The organism is Pseudomonas sp. NPDC087029 (assembly GCF_044745345.1).
In the GTDB taxonomy this organism is placed as follows: domain Bacteria; phylum Pseudomonadota; class Gammaproteobacteria; order Pseudomonadales; family Pseudomonadaceae; genus Aquipseudomonas; species Aquipseudomonas faucium.
In genome coordinates this window covers 159,675-178,302 of the sequence record NZ_JBIVAB010000007.1, presented here as the reverse complement: position 1 = coordinate 178,302, position 18,628 = coordinate 159,675, and the positions used below count along the sequence as shown (strand labels likewise).

General features: G+C 66.3%; 14 protein-coding genes and 1 pseudogene. 8 read left to right on the top strand and 7 right to left on the bottom strand.

Going from position 1 to position 18,628, the window contains the following annotated elements; all coding sequences use genetic code 11:
- The 7 genes and pseudogenes from ACIPG5_RS14350 to acs all read left to right on the top strand — a co-directional run bounded on the left by ACIPG5_RS14350 (position 1) and on the right by acs (position 9,166).
- Positions 1 to 1,167 carry a 2-aminoethylphosphonate--pyruvate transaminase gene (locus ACIPG5_RS14350; RefSeq protein ID WP_236236544.1) on the top strand — a complete coding sequence of 389 codons (1,167 nt, stop codon included), beginning with the start codon at positions 1 to 3 and terminating at the stop codon, positions 1,165 to 1,167.
- A 236-nt stretch (positions 1,168 to 1,403) separates the two neighbouring features.
- The gene (locus ACIPG5_RS14345; RefSeq protein WP_401375828.1) at positions 1,404 to 2,744 is read left to right on the top strand and encodes an MFS transporter; all 1,341 of its coding nucleotides are present in this window, start codon (positions 1,404 to 1,406) and stop codon (positions 2,742 to 2,744) included.
- Between the two features lie 30 nt (positions 2,745 to 2,774).
- The gene (gene phnX / locus ACIPG5_RS14340) at positions 2,775 to 3,602 is read left to right on the top strand and encodes a phosphonoacetaldehyde hydrolase (protein WP_176517883.1); all 828 of its coding nucleotides are present in this window, start codon (positions 2,775 to 2,777) and stop codon (positions 3,600 to 3,602) included.
- Between the two features lie 57 nt (positions 3,603 to 3,659).
- Positions 3,660 to 5,180 (top strand): aldehyde dehydrogenase family protein, encoded by a 1,521-nt coding sequence (locus ACIPG5_RS14335; RefSeq protein ID WP_236193786.1) that lies wholly within the window; start codon positions 3,660 to 3,662, stop codon positions 5,178 to 5,180.
- 91 nt (positions 5,181 to 5,271) lie between these two features.
- Positions 5,272 to 6,297 (top strand): annotated as a pseudogene (locus tag ACIPG5_RS14330) (cache domain-containing protein); the annotation flags it as partial.
- A 144-nt stretch (positions 6,298 to 6,441) separates the two neighbouring features.
- The gene (locus ACIPG5_RS14325; protein WP_371872017.1) at positions 6,442 to 7,155 is read left to right on the top strand and encodes a methyl-accepting chemotaxis protein; all 714 of its coding nucleotides are present in this window, start codon (positions 6,442 to 6,444) and stop codon (positions 7,153 to 7,155) included.
- 49 nt (positions 7,156 to 7,204) lie between these two features.
- On the top strand, positions 7,205 to 9,166 hold the full coding sequence (gene acs, locus ACIPG5_RS14320; RefSeq protein ID WP_401375824.1) for an acetate--CoA ligase: 1,962 nt from the start codon (positions 7,205 to 7,207) through the stop codon (positions 9,164 to 9,166).
- Between the two features lie 129 nt (positions 9,167 to 9,295).
- Here the strand turns inward: acs and ACIPG5_RS14315 are convergent, their stop codons facing one another.
- The 5 genes from ACIPG5_RS14315 to ACIPG5_RS14295 are packed head-to-tail and all read right to left on the bottom strand — an operon-like array spanning position 9,296 to position 15,091.
- Positions 9,296 to 10,000: an NAD(P)H-dependent oxidoreductase gene (locus tag ACIPG5_RS14315; RefSeq protein ID WP_401375821.1), complete on the bottom strand. Its 705-nt coding sequence runs from the start codon at positions 9,998 to 10,000 to the stop codon at positions 9,296 to 9,298.
- Between the two features lie 9 nt (positions 10,001 to 10,009).
- A complete protein-coding gene (locus ACIPG5_RS14310) occupies positions 10,010 to 11,644 on the bottom strand; it encodes an ABC transporter ATP-binding protein (RefSeq protein ID WP_401375818.1) in 1,635 nt (544 codons plus the stop codon).
- 2 nt (positions 11,645 to 11,646) lie between these two features.
- On the bottom strand, positions 11,647 to 12,474 hold the full coding sequence (locus ACIPG5_RS14305) for an ABC transporter permease (RefSeq protein ID WP_176518191.1): 828 nt from the start codon (positions 12,472 to 12,474) through the stop codon (positions 11,647 to 11,649).
- Between the two features lie 3 nt (positions 12,475 to 12,477).
- Positions 12,478 to 13,437, bottom strand: a complete 960-nt coding sequence (locus ACIPG5_RS14300; RefSeq protein ID WP_401375815.1) for an ABC transporter permease — start codon at positions 13,435 to 13,437, stop codon at positions 12,478 to 12,480.
- Positions 13,438 to 13,489: 52 nt separating this feature from the next.
- On the bottom strand, positions 13,490 to 15,091 hold the full coding sequence (locus ACIPG5_RS14295) for an ABC transporter substrate-binding protein (RefSeq protein ID WP_401375813.1): 1,602 nt from the start codon (positions 15,089 to 15,091) through the stop codon (positions 13,490 to 13,492).
- Between the two features lie 187 nt (positions 15,092 to 15,278).
- On the opposite strand from ACIPG5_RS14295, the gene ACIPG5_RS14290 reads away from it, so the two are divergent.
- Positions 15,279 to 15,719, top strand: a complete 441-nt coding sequence (locus ACIPG5_RS14290) for an Rrf2 family transcriptional regulator (protein WP_176518186.1) — start codon at positions 15,279 to 15,281, stop codon at positions 15,717 to 15,719.
- A gap of 309 nt (positions 15,720 to 16,028) precedes the next feature.
- Here the strand turns inward: ACIPG5_RS14290 and ACIPG5_RS14285 are convergent, their stop codons facing one another.
- Positions 16,029 to 17,444, bottom strand: a complete 1,416-nt coding sequence (locus ACIPG5_RS14285) for an aldehyde dehydrogenase family protein (protein ID WP_401375810.1) — start codon at positions 17,442 to 17,444, stop codon at positions 16,029 to 16,031.
- The gene (locus ACIPG5_RS14280) at positions 17,437 to 18,627 is read right to left on the bottom strand and encodes a pyridoxal phosphate-dependent aminotransferase (RefSeq protein WP_401375808.1); all 1,191 of its coding nucleotides are present in this window, start codon (positions 18,625 to 18,627) and stop codon (positions 17,437 to 17,439) included. The genes ACIPG5_RS14285 and ACIPG5_RS14280 overlap by 8 nt, the downstream gene beginning before the upstream one ends.
- Position 18,628 lies beyond the last annotated feature (1 nt).

The following is an 18,628-nucleotide window of genomic DNA, read 5'->3' as shown; positions in this document are numbered from 1 at the left end:
ATGACCAAAGCCGAGTTCCCCGTCTCCCACCCGCTGGCAGCGCCCGCCCTGGGCGAACCCTACCTGCTGACGCCAGGCCCGCTGACCACCTCCAAGGCCACCAAAGAAGCCATGCTCCGCGACTGGGGTTCATGGGACAAGGCGTTCAACGAGGTGACGGCAGAGGTGCGCAAGCGCCTGCTGGCCATGGCCGGCGTGGCCGATGACAGCTTCGCCTGCGTGCCGCTGCAAGGCAGTGGCAGCTACTCGGTGGAGGCCGCGCTGGCCACCGCCATCCCCCGTGATGGCAAGGCCCTGGTGCTGATGAATGGCGCCTACGGCCAACGCGCCACCAAGACCCTGGAGTACCTGGGCCGCGCCTTCGTCACCCTGGACAAGGGCGATTACCTGCCGCCGCAGCCCGAAGAAGTGGACGCCCTGCTCAAGGCCAACCCCGACGTCACCAACGTGTTCCTGGTGCACTGCGAAACCAGCTCGGGCATCCTCAACCCGCTGCGCGAAATCGCCGAGGTGGTGAAGGCCCATGGCAAGAGCCTGATCATCGACGCCATGAGCTCCTTCGGCGCGGTGCCGTTGACCGTGCAGGACATCGCGTTCGACGTGGTGGTGTCTTCGGCCAACAAATGCATCGAGGGCATCCCGGGCTTTGGCTTCGTCATCATCCGCCGCAGCGTGCTGGAAGCCGCCAAAGGCCGCGCCAACTCGCTGAGCCTGGATCTGTACGAGCAATGGCTGTACATGGAAAAGACCGGCCAGTGGCGCTTCACCCCACCGACCCACAGCGTGGTGGCCTTCCACAAGGCGCTGGAGCAACACGACGCCGAAGGTGGCGTGCACGGGCGCCTGGCGCGCTATACGCGCAACCGTGACGTGCTGGTGGCCGGCATGCGCGAGCTGGGTTTCAAGACCCTGCTCGAAGACCGCTGGCTGTCGCCAATCATCACCACCTTCTTCAGCCCCGAGCACCCCAACTTCGAGTTCAAGCGTTTCTACGACGAGCTGAAGTCGCGCAACTTCATCATCTACCCCGGCAAGCTGACCGTCGCCGAAAGCTTTCGCATCGGCTGCATCGGCCAGATCGACGAACACGTCGTCCACCAGCTGCTGCGCGCCATCGCCGACAGCCTGCTGGCGATGAACGTCGAAATGCAGCACGCCACTGCCTGATCACACCGTTTAAAGGCCCTTGCCAGATCGAGCAGGGGGGCGAGTGGATCGCCCCCTTGGGCAAGGGCCTTTTCTTGACCCTGCAACCCCTGACTGGTCGCAACACATGACCGGCTGATGCCCGCGCGCGGGCACGGCTGGCGGGGTACGCATGGAGGCCTCGTGCAGTCTCGAAAACAACCACAAAAAACCATGACCTTGCGCTGTCTGGCACCCCACCACGGGATCAGAACACCATGAACAATCCTGCAAGCCCTCTCGCCACAGGCTGGAAATCGCTGCAACGTTGGCGCGTGCAAGTCTTTCTCATCACCTGGGTGGCCTATGCCGCCTTCTACTTCACCCGCAAGGCGTTTTCCGTCGCCAAGCTAGGGATCGGCGAAGACCCGGATTTCGTCCTGGAAAAGGCCATGATGGCCAACCTCGATGCCCTGTACCTGACGGCCTATGCCGTCGGCCAGTTCCTCTGGGGCAACTTCTCCGACCGCTTCGGCCCGCGGGTCGTGGTGCTCAGCGGCCTGGTGGTCTCGGCGCTGGCGGCCCTGCTCATGGGCACCTACGCCACCCTGCCGATCTTCGCCACCTGCATGCTGGTGCAGGGCCTGGCGCAGTCCACCGGCTGGTCGGGTCTGTGCAAGAACGTGGGCAGTTTCTTCAGCACCCGTGAACGTGGCCGCGTGCTCGGCTACTGGAGTACCTCCTACGCCTTCGGCGGGCTGGTGGCCACGCCCTTCGCCGGCTGGTGGGCGTATGACGCCTACCACGACTGGCGCATCGCGTTCTTCAGCAGCGCCGCGGTGGTGCTGGTGGTGGCCGTGCTGTTCTTCCTGATGCAGCGCAACCGCCCTGAAGACGTGGGGCTGCCACCGGTGGAGATCGAGCTGGAACCGGTCAGCCAGCTGGCGGTGCCGCGCGAAAGCATGTGGGCCGGCCTGCGCACGGTGATGAAGAACCGCACCGTGCTGTTCCTGGGCCTTGCCTATTTCATGCTCAAGCCCGCCCGCTACGCGATCCTGCTGTGGGGCCCGGTGATCATCTACGAGCGCATGCCGGAGATCGGCAAGGTGGCGTCGGCCATCGTGCCGACCTCCTTCGAGCTGGCCGGGCTGATCGGGCCCATCCTCATCGGCATTGCCTCGGACAAGTACTTCGGCGCCCGGCGCATCCCCGCCTGCGTGCTCAGCCTGGTGGTGCTGACCGTGTGCCTTGCGCTGTTCGTGCCGGCCATGCAGAGCGGCAGCCTGTATGTGGTGGTGGGCCTGCTGTTCATGATGGGGCTGACCCTGTACGGGCCGGACTCGATGATCAGCGGCTCGGCCGCCATCGATTTCGGCAGCAAGGATGGCGCGGCCTCCGCCGCCGGTTTCGTCAATGGCTGTGGTTCGGTCGGTGCGGTGCTCGGCGGCCTGCTGCCGGGGTACTTCGACACCATCACGGTGTTCCTGGTGTTCACCGGTGCCGCACTGCTGGCCAGCGCAATGCTCATCCCGTTCTGGAACAGCCGCCCGAAAACCGTGGAAACCACGGTGCTGGAGCCGGCGCCCCTGCAGCCTGCCGTTGTTGGCAGCACCTCTTGAACCGCCTGACCTTTCCCTGGAGCACCTGCCATGCATTATGAAAAACCTTCGCAACTGCAAGCCGTCGTCCTCGACTGGGCCGGTACCGTCGTCGATTTCGGCTCGTTCGCGCCGACGCAGATTTTCGTCGAAGCCTTCGCCGAATTCGGGGTTTCGGTGTCGCTGGAAGAAGCCCGCGGCCCGATGGGCATGGGCAAGTGGGACCACATTCGCACCCTGTGCGACCTGCCGGAAATCGCCGAGCGGTATCGCAAGGTGTTCGGCCGCACGCCCACCGATGACGATGTGACCGCGCTGTACAAGCGCTTCATGCCGCTGCAGATCGACAAGATCGCCGTCCACTCGGCGCTGATCCCGGGGGCGCTGGAGGCCATCGCCGACGTTCGCCGGCGGGGCATGAAGGTCGGTTCCTGCTCCGGCTACCCGAAGGTGGTGATGGACAAGGTGGTGGAGCTGGCCCGGCACAACGGCTATGTCGCCGACCACGTCGTGGCCACCGACGAAACCCCCAATGGGCGGCCGTGGCCGTCGCAGGCACTGGCCAACGTCATCGCCCTGGGCATCGACGATGTGGCGGCCTGCGTCAAGGTCGACGACACCTGGCCGGGCATCCTCGAAGGGCGCAAGGCGGGCATGTGGACGGTCGCCCTGACCTGTTCGGGCAACGCGCTAGGGCTGCCTTACCAGCTGTACCAGGCGCTGCCGTCGGACAAGCTGGCCGAAGAGCGCGCACGCATCGTCAAGCTGTTCGAACCCTCCCGCCCGCATTACCTGATCGACACCATCGTCGAGTTGCCGGCAGTCATCGATGACATCAACCGGCGCCTGGCCCGCGGCGAAACCCCGCAGGCCTGCTGAGCCGCCCTGCCCTTACCCGAACGACAACACGCACTCGTGACACCCAGGAGAATCCCCATGCGTTATGCACACCCCGGCACGCCAGGCGCCAAGGTCAATTTCAAGCCCCGCTACGGCAACTTCATCGGCGGTGAATTCGTGGCCCCGGTCAAAGGCCAGTACTTCGAAACCACCTCCCCGGTGAACGGCAAGTTGATCGCCGAATTCCCCCGCTCCACCGCCGAAGACATCGACAAGGCCCTCGACGCCGCCCACGCCGCCGCCGACGCCTGGGGCCGCACCTCGGTACAGGACCGCTCCAACGTGCTGCTGAAGATCGCCGACCGCATCGAGCAGAACCTCGAAGTGCTGGCCATCACCGAAACCTGGGACAACGGCAAGCCGGTGCGCGAAACCCTCAACGCCGACATCCCACTGGCCGTCGACCACTTCCGCTACTTCGCCGGCTGCATCCGCGCCCAGGAAGGCGGCGCCGCCGAAATCAACGAAAACACCGTGGCCTACCACATCCACGAACCGCTGGGCGTGGTCGGGCAGATCATCCCGTGGAACTTCCCGATCCTGATGGCCGCCTGGAAGCTCGCCCCGGCCCTGGCCGCCGGCAACTGCGTGGTGCTCAAGCCCGCCGAGCAGACCCCGCTGGGCATCACCGTGCTGGTCGAGCTGATCGGCGACCTGCTGCCCGCTGGCGTGCTCAACGTGGTGCAAGGCTATGGCCGCGAGGCCGGTGAAGCGCTGGCCACCAGCAAGCGCATCGCCAAGATCGCCTTCACCGGCTCCACCCCGGTCGGCTCGCACATCATGAAATGCGCCGCCGAAAACATCATCCCGTCCACCGTCGAGCTGGGCGGCAAGTCGCCGAACGTGTACTTCGAAGACATCATGCAGGCCGAGCCGAGCTTCATCGACAAGGCCGCCGAAGGCATGGTGCTGGCCTTCTTCAACCAGGGCGAGGTGTGCACCTGCCCATCGCGCGCGCTGGTGCAGGAGTCGATCTACCCGCAGTTCATGGAAGTGGTGATGAAGAAGGTGCTGCAGATCAAGCGCGGCGACCCGCTGGACACCGACACCATGGTCGGCGCCCAGGCCTCGCAGCAGCAGTTCGAGAAGATCCTCTCGTACCTGCAGATCGCCCAGGACGAAGGCGCCGAGCTGCTCACCGGCGGCAAGGTGGAGAAGCTCGAAGGCTCGCTGGCCACCGGCTACTACATCCAGCCGACGCTGCTCAAGGGCAACAACAAGATGCGCGTGTTCCAGGAAGAAATCTTCGGCCCGGTGGTCAGCGTCACCACCTTCAAGGACGAAGCCGAAGCCCTGGCCATCGCCAACGACACCGAGTTCGGCCTCGGCGCCGGGGTGTGGACCCGCGACATCAACCGCGCCTACCGCATGGGCCGCGGCATCAAGGCCGGCCGCGTGTGGACCAACTGCTACCACCTGTACCCGGCGCATGCCGCGTTCGGTGGCTACAAGAAGTCCGGCGTGGGGCGTGAAACCCACAAGATGATGCTCGACCACTACCAGCAGACCAAGAACCTGCTGGTGAGCTACGACATCAACCCGCTGGGCTTCTTCTAAACCGGGCCGGCTCCTACAGGCACCCCAAGATCCTGTGGGAGCCGGCTTGCCGGCGATAGGGCCGGTACTTTTCCCATCATCGGAACCGCCAATGAAAATCCGTTACAAGGTCAGCCTCGCGGCTGCCTGTGTGCTGTGCGTCACCACCAGCCTGCTGTCCCTGGCCCAGGTCAGCCAGGTGCGCACCCTGCTGCGCGACCAGGTGCAGGCGAGCATCGTCGAAACCAGCACTGCCGTGGCCCGGCAGATCGAAAACTGGCTCAACGGCAAACTCCACCTGATGGACCTGGCCGCCCAGGCGATCGACAGCCAGTACAGCCCGCAAACCACCCAGCGCATTTTCGACTCGCCCCTGCTCAAGGATGAGTTCAAGCTGGTGTTCGGCGCCCTCGACGCCGATGGCAAACCCATCAAGAACACCTCCTCGTGGAACCCCAAGCCCGATTACGACGCCCGCACCCGCCCCTGGTACGCCAGCGGCAAGGGCGCAGCCCAGGCGGTGCTGACCGACCCCTACAAAGACTCCACCAGCGGCGAGATCCTGATTTCGGCAGTCGCCCGCATCAGCGACGCCGGCCGCCCGCTCGGCGTATTCGGCGGCGACATCCGCCTGACCCAGGTGGCCGAGGCCATCAATACCCTGAACTTCGGCGGCGCCGGCTATGCGTTCCTGCTGAACAAGAACGGCAAGATCATTTCCCACCCCGACGCCGCCCTCAACGACCAGCCCTACAGCGCGCTGTTCGGCGGCCAAACGCCAGCTCTCGAAGGCCGCCTGCAGGACATCGACAGCGCCGGCAAGGCCCTGCTGGTGTCGTTCGTCCCACTCACCGGGCTCAAGGGCATGGACTGGTACATCGGCGTGGTGCTGGACCAGGACATCGTCATGGCCGCCGCCCATACGCTGACCTGGCGGGCGCTCATCGGCACCGCCCTGGGCGTGCTGCTGAGCCTGCTGGTGCTGGGCATGCTGGTGCGCCGCCTGCTCTGGCCGATGGACCGCCTCAAGCAGTCGCTGGAAGACATCAACCGCGGCGAAGGCGACCTGACCCGTGAGCTGCAGGTGGCCGGCAACGACGAAGTGGCGCTGGTCTCGCGGGAATTCAACCACCTGCTGGCCAACCTCAAGACGCTCATCGGCGAGGTCAAGGGCCGCTCGCAGCAGGTGCGTGAAAGCTCCACCGCAACCTCCAGCGCAGCCGACCAGTCCGCCAGCCGGGTGCAGCTGCAGTTGCAGGAGCTCGACCAGCTGGCCACGGCCATGGCCGAGATGGCGGCGACCGCCGAAGACGTCGCGCGCAATGCCCAGGCCGCAGCCGAAGCCGCGCTGGTGGCCACCGAGCAGACCCACGGCGGGGTCGCCCTGGTGTCGCGCTCCACCGGGGCCATCAAGCGCCTGGCCGACGAAATGAACGACACCGGCCACGCCATCAACGAGCTGTCGATGCTCAGCCAGCGCATCGAATCGATCGTGGCGGTGATCACCAGCATTGCCGACCAGACCAACCTGCTCGCGCTCAATGCCGCCATCGAGGCGGCGCGGGCCGGCGAGTCGGGCCGCGGCTTTGCCGTGGTGGCCGATGAAGTGCGCTCGCTGGCCTCTCGCACACAGCAGTCCACCCAGGAAATCCGCGAGATGATCGACCAGCTGCAAAGCGGCGTGAAGCACGCCCAGGGGCGCATGCAGCAAAGCCGCGAAAGCGCCGGCAAGACGGCCGAGGATGCGCATGCCGCCAACCAGACCCTGGAGCGCATCCGCGAGGCGATCCAGCGCATCAACGACATGACCCTGCAAATTGCCGCCGCCGCCGAGCAGCAGAGCGTCACCAGCGAAGAGATCAACCGCAACACCACCACCATCCGCGACATCAGCCTGGCGGTTTCCGGCAGCGCCGACCAACAGGTGCTGCAGTGCTCGCAGATGGTCGAACAGGTCGGCCAGCAGGATCGCCTGCTCAGCCGCTTCAAGATCTGAGGCGCGGCCTGTGAGCGATAACAACAACCCTTGCACAGAGGTAACCAAGATGAGTGCAGCGCACCTGTATCCCGTTCGTCCCGAGGTTGCGGCCACTACCCTGACCGACGAGGCCACCTACAAGGCCATGTACCAGCAATCGGTGATCAACCCGGACGGCTTCTGGCGTGAGCAGGCCCAGCGTCTGGACTGGATCAAGCCGTTCAGCAAGGTCAAGCAGACCTCCTTCGACGACCACCACGTCGACATCAAGTGGTTCGCCGACGGCACGCTCAATGTGTCCTCCAACTGCCTGGACCGCCACCTCGAAGAGCGCGGCGACCAGCTGGCCATCATCTGGGAAGGCGACGACCCTTCCGAGCACCGCAACATCACCTACCGCGAACTGCACGAGCAGGTCTGCAAGTTCGCCAACGCCCTGCGCGGCCAGGACGTGCACCGCGGCGATGTCGTCACCATTTATATGCCAATGATCCCGGAAGCCGTGGTGGCGATGCTGGCCTGTGCACGCATCGGTGCGATCCACTCGGTGGTGTTCGGCGGCTTCTCGCCCGAAGCCCTGGCCGGGCGCATCATCGACTGCCGTTCCAAGGTCGTCATCACCGCCGACGAAGGCCTGCGCGGCGGCCGCCGCACGCCACTCAAGGCCAACGTCGACCTGGCGCTGACCAACCCTGAAACCAGCAGCGTGCAGAAGATCATCGTGTGCAAGCGCACCGGTGGCGACATCGCCTGGCACCAGCACCGCGACATCTGGTACGAAGACCTGATGAAGGTCGCCTCCAGCCACTGCGCGCCAAAAGAGATGGGTGCCGAAGAGCCGCTGTTCATCCTTTATACCTCCGGCTCCACCGGCAAGCCCAAGGGCGTGCTGCACACCACCGGCGGCTACCTGGTGTACGCCGCGCTGACCCACGAGCGGGTGTTCGACTACCGCCCGGGCGAAGTCTACTGGTGCACCGCCGACGTCGGCTGGGTCACCGGCCACAGCTACATCGTCTACGGCCCGCTGGCCAACGGCGCGACCACGCTGTTGTTCGAAGGCGTGCCGAACTACCCGGACATCACTCGCGTGTCGAAGATCGTCGACAAGCACAAGGTCAACATCCTCTACACCGCGCCCACCGCCATCCGCGCGATGATGGCCGAGGGCGAGGCCGCCGTGGCCGGCGCCGACGGCTCCAGCCTGCGCCTGCTGGGCTCGGTGGGCGAGCCGATCAACCCCGAGGCGTGGAACTGGTACTACAAGACCGTCGGCAAGGAACGTTGCCCGATCGTCGACACCTGGTGGCAGACCGAGACCGGCGGCGTGCTGATCAGCCCGCTGCCAGGTGCCACCGCGCTCAAGCCAGGCTCGGCGACCCGCCCGTTCTTCGGCGTGGTGCCGGCGCTGGTGGACAACCTGGGCAACCTGATCGAGGGCGCCGCCGAGGGCAACCTGGTGATCCTCGATTCCTGGCCGGGCCAGTCGCGCTCGCTGTACGGCGACCACGACCGCTTCGTCGACACCTACTTCAAGACCTTCCGCGGCATGTACTTCACCGGTGACGGCGCGCGCCGCGACGAGGATGGCTACTACTGGATCACCGGCCGGGTGGATGACGTGCTCAACGTCTCCGGGCACCGCATGGGCACCGCCGAGATCGAGAGCGCCATGGTTGCCCACCCCAAGGTCGCCGAGGCGGCGGTGGTGGGCGTGCCGCACGACATCAAGGGCCAGGGCATCTATGTGTACGTGACCCTCAATGCCGGCGAGGAGTCGAGCGAGCAGCTGCGCCTGGAGCTGAAGAACTGGGTGCGCAAGGAAATCGGCCCGATCGCCTCGCCGGATGTGATCCAGTGGGCGCCGGGGCTGCCGAAAACCCGCTCGGGCAAGATCATGCGGCGCATCCTGCGCAAGATCGCCACGGGGGAATACGATGCGCTGGGGGATATCTCGACCCTGGCTGACCCGGGGGTGGTGCAGCATTTGATCGACACCCACAAGGCGATGAGCCTGGCGACTGCCTGAGGTACTTGGGGCTGCGTTGCAGCCCAATCGCCGGCAAGCCGGCTCCCACAGGGATCGCGCAGCCACTGCCACTCCATTGTGGGAGCCGGCTTGCCGGCGATGGGGCGCACCACCTACCCCACGGCGTACTCAGCGCGGCAACGGATACAGCGCCTCATCGAACTGCTCCAGGCGCGGGAAGCTCATCGGCAGGTCATCCGACAGCTGCTCCAGCCGCTGCTGGTAACCACGCAGGAAATCCTTGCGCGCCTCGTCGCTGATGTACGGCACATGCCACGCCACGAACGGCTCCAGCACCTCGAAGCCGACATACGCCAGGGTGCCGCGCAGGAGCGGCCGCAGCATGTCCTCCAGCGGCCCATGGATCGCCCCTTCACCAAACATGTGCTCGCGCCCGCCAAGGGTCACGGTCACCAGCGCCCGCTTGCCGGCCAGCCCGCCCTGGTCGTAGAAGCGCTTGCCGCCATAGCACACCCCCGACACCAGCACCCGGTCGATCCAGCCCTTGAGCATCGCCGGCGCCGAGAACCAGAAGATCGGGAAGTTCAGCACCAGCAGGTCGGCCCACAGCAGCTTGTCCAGCTCCTGCTGGATATCTGGCGCGATGGAGCCGCTCTTGACCCCCAGCCGCTGCTCCAGCGCGTACACCAGGTAGTCCGGGTTTTCCCGGTGGCTGAAGTCAGCGGCACTGGCCACCGGGTTCCAGCCCATGGCGTAGAGGTCGCTGACCTGCACCTCGTGGCCCTGGGCGCGGAAGGTTTCCAGCGCCTGGTCACGCAGCGCGGCAGTGAACGACTGGGGCTCGGGGTGAGCGTGGACGATCAAGACTTTCATGGGCAATCCTCAAACTGTTGCCAAGGGGGAAGTGGGGTTGCGCGCCGCCAGCAGGCGGTCGAGCCAGTCGGGGTCCATCTCCGGCTCGCAGGAGAACAGCAACCCGGTGTAGTCACGGAACGGCGGCTGGAAGATCGCCTCGCGGCTGCCGTGGTCGACCACCCGCCCACGCTGCATCACCAGCACCTCGTCGGCGATGGCGCGCACGGTGGCCACGTCATGGGTGATGAACAGGTACGCCACGCCCAGCTCGCGCTGGATGCGGTCGAGCAGTTTCAGCACGCCCTCGGCCACCAGCTGGTCGAGCGCCGAGGTCACCTCGTCGCAGATGATCAGTTGCGGCTCGGCCGCCAGCGCGCGGGCGATGCACACCCGCTGCTTCTGCCCGCCGGACAGCTCGCGGGGCAGGCGGTCCAGGTACTTGGCCGGCTCCAGGTCGATCATCCGCAAAAGCTCGGCAACCCGCTCGCGCAACGCCTTGCCCTTGAGGCCCAGGTAGAAGCTCAACGGCCGGCCAATGATGTCGACGATGCGCTGGCGTGGGTTGAGCGCCGTGTCGGGGATCTGGTAGATCATCTGGATGCGCCGCAGCTGCTCCTTGCTGCGCTGGCGATAGTCCGCCGGCAGCGCCTGGCCGTCATACAGCACCTGGCCCGAAGTGGGCTGCAGCAGGCCGCTGATCAGCCGCGCCGTGGTGCTCTTGCCACTGCCCGACTCGCCGATCACCGCCAGGGTCTGGCCGCGATAGAGTTTCAGCGACACTTCGTGCAGCACCGGCTGATGGCCATAGCTGGCGTCGACCTTGCGCACCTCGAGCAAGGGCTTTTCGTCGCGCGGGCAGGCCTTGGCCGAGGTGTGGAAGTTGCGCACCGCCCACAGCGACTGGGTGTAGGCCTGCTGCGGCGCGCTGAGCATGGTGCGGGTCTGCGCCTCCTCCACCAGGCTGCCGTGGCGCAGCACCATGATGCGGTCGGCCATCTGCGCCACCACCGCCAGGTCATGGCTGATGTACAGCGCGGCGCTGCCGAAGGTCTTCACCGCATCGCGGATCGCCGCCAGCACTTCGATCTGGGTGGTGACGTCGAGCGCCGTGGTGGGTTCGTCGAAGACGATCAGGTCCGGGTGGCAGGCCATGGCCATGGCTGTCATCACCCGCTGCAACTGGCCGCCGGAGAGCTGGTGCGGGTAGCGCTGGCCGATGTGCTCAGGGTCCGGCAGGCGCAGGATGCGGTAAAGCTCCACGGCCTCGGCTTCGGCCTTGGCGCGGTCGATACCCCCGTTGATCACGGCGGTTTCCACGTGCTGGTCGATCAGCCGGTGCGCCGGGTTGAACGAGGCGGCGGCGCTCTGCGCGACATAGGCGATGCGCAGACCGCGCAGCTTGCGCAGGGTTTCGGCGCTGGCCTGGAGCAACTCGATGCCGTCGAACCGCACGCTACCGCCGGTGATGCGGCAGCCATCGCGCACATACCCCATGGAGGCCAGGCCCAAGGTCGACTTGCCGGCCCCGGACTCGCCGATCAGCCCCAGCACTTCGCCGCGCTTCAAGGTCAGGTCGATGCCCTTGATCAACGGGTGCCAGGCGTTCTCGTAGTGGCCTTCGATGCGCAGGTCGCTTATTTGCAGCAAGGTATCGTTGCTCATGCTCAGCACTCCTTCAGGCCACTGGACAGGTGCAGCACCCAATCGACGACAAAGTTCACGCTCACCGTGATCAACGCCACCGCCAGGGCCGGAAGCAGCGGGCTGATGTCACCGAAGGTGATCAGCACCGCGTTGTCGCGCACCATGCTGCCCCAGTCGGCGGTCGGCGGCTGGATGCCAAGGCCGAGGAACGACAAGGCGCTGATGAACAGGAAGACGAAGCAGAAACGCAGGCCGAACTCGGCGATCAGCGGCGCCGCGGCGTTGGGCAGCACCTCGCGGGTGACCAGCCACCACAGCCCTTCCCCGCGCAACCGCGCCGCCTCGACGAAATCCTGCACCACCACGTTCATCGCCACCGCCCGCGACAGGCGGAACACCCGCGTGGCATCGAGCAGCGCGATCACCAGCACCAGCGAGGTGGCGGTGGTGCCGACCACGCTGAGGATCAGCAAGGCGAAGATCAGTTGCGGGATGGCCATCAGGATGTCGACCACGCGCGACAGCCCCTGGTCGATCCAGCCGCCCTTGATCGCCGCCACCAGCCCGCACAGGCCGCCCAGCAGGAACGCAAGGCTGGTGGTCAGGAAGGCGATGCCCAGGGTGTTGCGGGCGCCGTACAGCAGGCGGCTGAACATGTCGCGGCCAAGGTTGTCGGTGCCCAGCAGAAATTGCGGGCCCCAGGGCGCGAAGCCCTCGCCGACCACCTGGGTTTCGCCGTAAGGCGCCAGCAGCGGCGCGAACAGCGCCACCACGATGTAGGCAACGATCACCAGCAGGCCGAACTTGGCGCTCAAGGGTGCGCGCAGCAGAGGTGTGATCAGGCTCATGGACTACCCCTTCGGATGCATCAGGCGTGGGTTGCTGGCGATCGACAGCACGTCGGCGCCGGTATTGAGCAGGATGTAGGTGCCGGCGAAGATCAGGCTGCAGGCCTGCACCACCGGGATGTCGCGCTTGGCCACCGAGTCCACCAGCAACTGGCCCAGGCCCGGGTAGACGAACACCACCTCCACCACCACCACGCCCACCACCAGGTACGCCAGGTTCAGCGCCACCACGTTGACGATCGGCGCCAGCGCATTGGGCAAGGCGTGCTTGAAGATGATCCGTGCCGGCGACACGCCCTTGAGCCGGGCCATCTCGATGTAGGGGCTGGCCAGCAGGTTGATCAGCGAGGCGCGGGTCATGCGCATCATCTGCGCGATCACCACCAGGCTCAGGGTCGCCACCGGCAGCACCGACACCTGCAGCACTTCGCCAAGCGAGGCATCCGGCGCCAGGCTGGAGATACCCGGCAGCCATTCGAGCTTCACCGCGAACACCAGGATCAGGATGTAGGCGACGAAGAACTCGGGGAACGACACCGCGCTCAGCGCCCCGGTATTGAGCAGCCGGTCGAACCAGCTGTTGCGGTACAACGCCGCGAGCATGCCCAGCAGCAGCGCCGTCGGCACCGAGAACAGCGCCGCCAGCAGGGCCAGGCTGAAGGTGTTGCCCAGGCGCGTGCCGACCAGTTCGGCGATCGGCCGCTGGTTGGCCAGCGACACGCCCAGGTCACCGTGCAGCAGGCGCCAGGCCCAGTTGACGAAGCGCTGCAGCGCCGGCAGGTCGAGCCCAAGCTGGGCGCGGAATGCCGCCACCGTTTCCGGGGTGGCCGACTGGCCGAGCATGGCCTGGGCGATGTCGCCCGGCAGCATGCCGACGGCCAGGAAGATCACCACCGAGACCGCAAGCAGCGACAACAGGCCCAGGGCCAGGCGCTGCACAAGCAGTTTGCCAAGATTGTTCACCGTACAACTCCTTCACTGGATGCAGGGTTCAGCCTTGCGAAACGCGACCGGTTCAGGCCTGCCACCAGCGCTCGATCACCCGCAGCCCATCCAGCTCGCCATAGGGCGCGGTCAGCGGGCCATGGGCCACGCGGCTGGAGCGGGCGGCGACGGAGCTGGCGAACAGCGGCACGATCGCACCGCCGTCATCGCGGCACAGCGCCTGCATCTCGTTGTACATCTCGCGGCGCAGCGGCTCGTTCATCTCGCCGCGGGCGGCGTTGAGCAGCTGGTTGAAGCGCGGGTTGTCCCAGTGCGTCTCGTTCCACGCCGCGCCCTTGGCGTAGCCGATGCTGAACATGCGGTCGGCGGTGAGGCTGGAGTACCAGAACGAGGTGGTGAAGGGTTGTTTCATCCACACGTTGGAGAAGAAGCCGTCGGCCGGCTCGCGCACCACGTCGATGTCGATGCCGGCCTGGCGCGCCTGCTCCTTGAACAGCACCGAGGCGTCCACCGCGCCGCTGTAGGCGGCGTCGGAGGCCTGCAGGCGCACCTTGAGGCTGTCCATGCCGGCCTGGCGCAGGTAGAAGCGGGCCTTGTCCGGGTCGTAGACGCGCTGCTCCAGGGCCGGGTTGATGAAGCGGTTGGCCGGCTGCAGCGGGTGGTCGTTGCCGACCTGGCCATAGCCGTAGAGCACCGAGGCCAGCAGGGTTTCGCGGTTGACCGCGTGCTTGAGCGCCATGCGCACGTTGTTGTCGCGAAACTGCTGGCTGTCGCAGAGCATCGGGAAGGTGTAGTGCTGGGCGCCCTTGGTTTCCTCGATCACAAGCTTGGGGTTGCGCTTGAGCAGGGCCACGGTCTTGAGGTCGACCTTGTTGATCACATCGACCTTGCCGGTGACCAGGGCGTTGACCCGTGCCGCGCCGTCGGCGATGGCGATCAGCTCGGCGCTGGCGAAATGCGCCCTGCCCGGCTTCCAGTAGTCGGGGCTGCGCTCAAGGTCCATGCGCACGCCCGGCTCGAAGCCCTTGATGCGGTAGCCGCCGGTGCCGACGCCGGCCTGCCAGTCGGCCAGGCCGTCCTTGGCGGGCATGATCACCAGGTGGTAGTCGGCGACCACGTAGGCAAAGTCCGCGTTGCCCGAATGCAGCTCGAACACCACGGTGTCGGGGGCGCTGGCCGACACCTTGGCGACATCGCCGAGCACGGTCTTGGCTGCGGAGGTGGAGTTGTCGCCCAGGTGGTGCTGGATCGAGGCGACCACATCATCGGCGACAAGGGTTTTGCCGTTGTGGAAGGTCACACCCTGGCGCAGGGTGAAGGTCCAGACTTTCGCGTCCGGGCTCGATTCCCAGCGCTCGGCCAGCTCCGGGATGGCCGTGCCGTCCACGGCGATTTCGCTGAGGGTGTTGTACACCGCCGAAAAGCCGACGAAGGTGAAGGTGTCGACCCAGGAGCCTGGGTCTTTCGAGTCGGTGGTGCTGCCCCCGGCCAGGCCCAGGCGCAGGGTGCCGCCTGGTTTGGGCGTGGCCTCTTCGGCAAAGCTGTTCAATGGCAGGCCGAGGGAGAATGCCCCGGCGATGGCCGCGGCAGCGGCGCTGTACTTGAGGAAGTCCCGGCGCGGCAGGCCGCCTTCGGGAATGACGAGAGGACTCTTGTTGTTGTTATCGCTCATGGCATTTGCCCCTGTTGAACCGCAAGGAATTGTTGTTCGGTCAAAGCGGAGTGCGTAGAAGCTGTGTATAATTTGTAATTGTTACCGTAACAAATACATTAGCGGCACGACAAGCGCTTTTCCAGGGCCCGATGACGGGCTTTTCGATGCTGTAACATTGCGGTTTTCGCAGGGAGCCATTACCTCCATGAGCCAGTCGACCCGACTCATCACTGCTTCGTACATTCTCTCGTTCGTGGCCGCCAATGCGCCGCAGAAGCTGCGCACCGAGACCATCGCCAAATGGGTGAAGGTGCACCCTACCCGCGTGCGCGGGCTGGTGTCGCAGATGGTCAAGGCCAACATCCTGACCTCGTTTCGCGGCGCCCAGGGCGGCGTGACCCTGGCCCGTGCGCCGCGGGAGATCACCCTGCGCGAGGTGTATGACGCGGTGCAGGAAAGCTCGCTGATCGCCGAGAAGATCGACAACCCGTTTGCCGGGCTCGAGGATCACTGCAAGGTGTACGAGGTGTTTACTCGGCTGTTTGCCATGCTGGAGCAGAACATGCGCCTGGACCTGGGGGCGATCACGGCGGATCAGCTGTTTGTCGCCTTTGATACGCCGAAGGAATACAGCGACATTGCATGACCGTCAGTGCTCGGCAGGGAAGGGTTTGCGTCTGTGAGATCGAGCGCCGCCCGCGCGGCGCATCGCGGATAAAATCCGCTCCTACATTTGTTGCAACGTACCTATGCCTGATAGGCCATGGTTGTCAGCCCTGGTGGCACGACGGGACTTCTCGGCGGGCGCTAAAAGCGGACAACCATGGCCTGACAGACCGTGGCACGTTGCAACGAATGTAGGAGCGGATTTTATCCGCGATGCGCCGCGCGGGCGGCGCTCGATCTCAAGGGCGCAACATCCTTGTCGTCAAACACTCAATGCACCACCGTGATACTAAAACTGAACGGCCTTGGTCTCGACGAACTCGCCCAGCCCCTCCTCGCCCCACTCGCGGCCATTGCCCGATTGCTTGTACCCGCCAAACGGCGCCTGGTAGTTGAACGCCCCACCATTGACGAAGCACTGCCCCGCACGCAGCTGGCGCGCAAGCTGCAACGCCTTGTCGCGGCTACCCGCCCAGACGGCGCTGGACAGCCCGAACGGTGAATCATTGGCCAGGGCGACTGCCTCGGCTTCGTCGGCACAAGGGATCAAGCACAGCACCGGCCCGAAGATTTCCTCCTGGGCGATACGCATGCGGTTGTCGACATCGGCAAAGATCGTCGGCGGCACGTAGAACCCGCGCTCCAGGCCCGGCGCCGTCTCACCGCCACACAGCAGCCGCGCACCTTCTTCAAGGCCAATGCGGATGTAATCCTGCACCGTGCGCCGCTGCGCCGCCGAACACATCGGCCCGAGGAAACTGCGCGCATCCTGCGGGTCGCCCATCACCAGCCCACGGGCCTCGTCCACGGCAATCTCCAGCGCCTGGGCATAGCGCGACGCCGGCAACAGCATGCGGGTCAGCGCCGTGCAGGTCTGCCCCGAGTTGATCATCACGTCCTGCACGCCATAGCGCACCGCGGCTTCAAGGTCCGCATCGGCGGTGATCAGCAGCGGCGACTTGCCGCCCAGCTCCAGGCACACGCGCTTCACCGACGGCGCCGCCGCCTGCGCCACCCGCACGCCCGCACCGGTGGAGCCGGTGAACGAAACCATGTCCACCTGCGGATGCCGGGCCAGCGCCTCGCCCACCTTCGACCCCGGCCCGCTGACCAGGTTGAACACCCCGGCCGGCAACCCGATGGCCTCGATCATCTCGGCCAGCACGAACGCATGCAGCGGGGTTTCCTGGCTCGGCTTGACCACCACCGTGCACCCGGCGGCCAAGGCCGGCGCCAGCTTGCCGATCAGCTGGTGCAGCGGGTAGTTCCAGGGGTTGATGAAGGCGCACACGCCCACCGCCTCGCGGTACACCAACGAGTTGCCGACCTCGCGGACCTCATCCATCAACCCCGCCAGCTCGATGTACTGCTCAAGGCCGACGATCGGCCCGTCGACCTGCACCGGCCGGCACCACTGCACCGGCATGCCCAGTTCGCTGGTGATCACGGCGGCCATCTCGTCGGCACGCGCCTTGAGCTGTTCAACCAGGACGCGAATGTACCCGGCGCGCACGCTGGACGGCGTGCGCGACCAGCCGGCAAAAGCCCTGCGCGCCGCCGCGACCGCGCGCTCCACATCCGCTTCGTTACCCAGCGGCACCTTGCCGGCGACCGCCTCGCTGGCCGGGTCGATCACCTCGGCCATGCCCTGCCCCGCCGGCTGCTGCCAGCGCCCATCGATGTACAGGCGGGTGTATTCACGCATGATGCTGCGCCTCCATCAGCTCACGGGCGCACAGGGCGATGCGCCGGCAGGCCTCGCGCAGCGGCGCGGCCGCGAGCACCAGGCCCAGGCGGATATGCCCCGCCGCGCTCGGGCCGAAGGCCTCGCCGGCCAGCACCGACACGCCATGCAGGTCGAGCAGGCGGTTGGAAAAGTCCTGGGCGCTGAGCCCGGTCTCGCGGATATCGACCATCACGAACATCCCGCCATCGGGCTTGAGCGCGCGCACGCCCGGGCAATCGGCAAGGCTTGCGCACACCAGGTCGCGGCGCTGGCGGTAGGCCTCGCGCATGGCTTCGAGCTCCGGCAACGGCTGTTCCAGCGCAGCCACCGCGGCGTCCTGGATGAAGTCGGGCGAGCCGTAGAGCATGCACAGCGCCAGGTTTTCCAGGTGCCCGGCCAGAGCCGGCGAGCCGACCACCCAGCCGACCCGCCAGCCAGTCATGGCGTGCGACTTGGACAGGCTGTTGAGCGTCGCCGTGCGCTCGGCCATGCCCGGCAGGCTGGCCGGGCTGATGTGCTCGCCGTCGAACAGCAGCTCGCTGTACACCTCGTCGCTGATCAGCCACAGGTCATGGGCGATGCACAGCTCGGCCAGGGCCTCCCAGGTGCTGCGCGGCAGGCTGGCGCCGGAGGGGTTGTGCGGGCTGTTCAGTGCCAGGGCGCGGGTGCGCGGGGTGATGCGCGCGGCAACGTCTTCGGCCTGCACGCGAAAACCATGCTCCGAGCGCACCGGCACCGGCACCACCTTGGCGCCGCAGGCACCGAACACTGCCTCGTAGGTGACGTACATCGGCTCGGCGACGATCACCTCATCGCCCGGCCCCAGCACGCACTGCGCCACGCAGAACAGCGCGCACTGGGCGCCGGCCAGCACCGTCACCTGGTCGGCCGTCACCGCCTGGCCGCTGCGCTGCTGGTGGCGACGGGCGATGGCCTCGCGCAGGCTGCGCTTGCCGCGCACGTCGGCGTAGTGGGTGTGGCCGGCCTGCAGGCTGTCCACCGCCGCCTGGACGATCGGCGCCGGGGTGTCGAAGTCTGGGTCGCCGACCGACAGCAACAGCACGTCGCGGCCCTGTTCGAGCATGGCCAGGGCGCGGTAGTGGATCTCCCAGGCGGCCGCGCCGTCGCCGGCGATACGTTGGGTCAAAGAAGAAAAGCGCATG

What these genes read in the sequence shown, in the direction of transcription:
- ACIPG5_RS14345 (WP_401375828.1), top strand. Translation starts at nt 1,404, where the DNA reads ATGAACAATCCTGCAAGCCCTCTCGCCACAGGCTGGAAATCGCTGCAA.
- ACIPG5_RS14335 (WP_236193786.1), top strand. Translation starts at nt 3,660, where the DNA reads ATGCGTTATGCACACCCCGGCACGCCAGGCGCCAAGGTCAATTTCAAG.
- ACIPG5_RS14310 (WP_401375818.1), bottom strand. Translation starts at nt 11,644, where the DNA reads ATGAGCAACGATACCTTGCTGCAAATAAGCGACCTGCGCATCGAAGGC.
- ACIPG5_RS14305 (WP_176518191.1), bottom strand. Translation starts at nt 12,474, where the DNA reads ATGAGCCTGATCACACCTCTGCTGCGCGCACCCTTGAGCGCCAAGTTC.
- phnX (WP_176517883.1), top strand. Translation starts at nt 2,775, where the DNA reads ATGCATTATGAAAAACCTTCGCAACTGCAAGCCGTCGTCCTCGACTGG.
- ACIPG5_RS14295 (WP_401375813.1), bottom strand. Translation starts at nt 15,091, where the DNA reads ATGAGCGATAACAACAACAAGAGTCCTCTCGTCATTCCCGAAGGCGGC.
- ACIPG5_RS14315 (WP_401375821.1), bottom strand. Translation starts at nt 10,000, where the DNA reads ATGAAAGTCTTGATCGTCCACGCTCACCCCGAGCCCCAGTCGTTCACT.
- ACIPG5_RS14350 (WP_236236544.1), top strand. Translation starts at nt 1, where the DNA reads ATGACCAAAGCCGAGTTCCCCGTCTCCCACCCGCTGGCAGCGCCCGCC.
- ACIPG5_RS14325 (WP_371872017.1), top strand. Translation starts at nt 6,442, where the DNA reads ATGGCCGAGATGGCGGCGACCGCCGAAGACGTCGCGCGCAATGCCCAG.
- ACIPG5_RS14280 (WP_401375808.1), bottom strand. Translation starts at nt 18,627, where the DNA reads ATGCGCTTTTCTTCTTTGACCCAACGTATCGCCGGCGACGGCGCGGCC.
- acs (WP_401375824.1), top strand. Translation starts at nt 7,205, where the DNA reads ATGAGTGCAGCGCACCTGTATCCCGTTCGTCCCGAGGTTGCGGCCACT.
- ACIPG5_RS14285 (WP_401375810.1), bottom strand. Translation starts at nt 17,444, where the DNA reads ATGCGTGAATACACCCGCCTGTACATCGATGGGCGCTGGCAGCAGCCG.
- ACIPG5_RS14290 (WP_176518186.1), top strand. Translation starts at nt 15,279, where the DNA reads ATGAGCCAGTCGACCCGACTCATCACTGCTTCGTACATTCTCTCGTTC.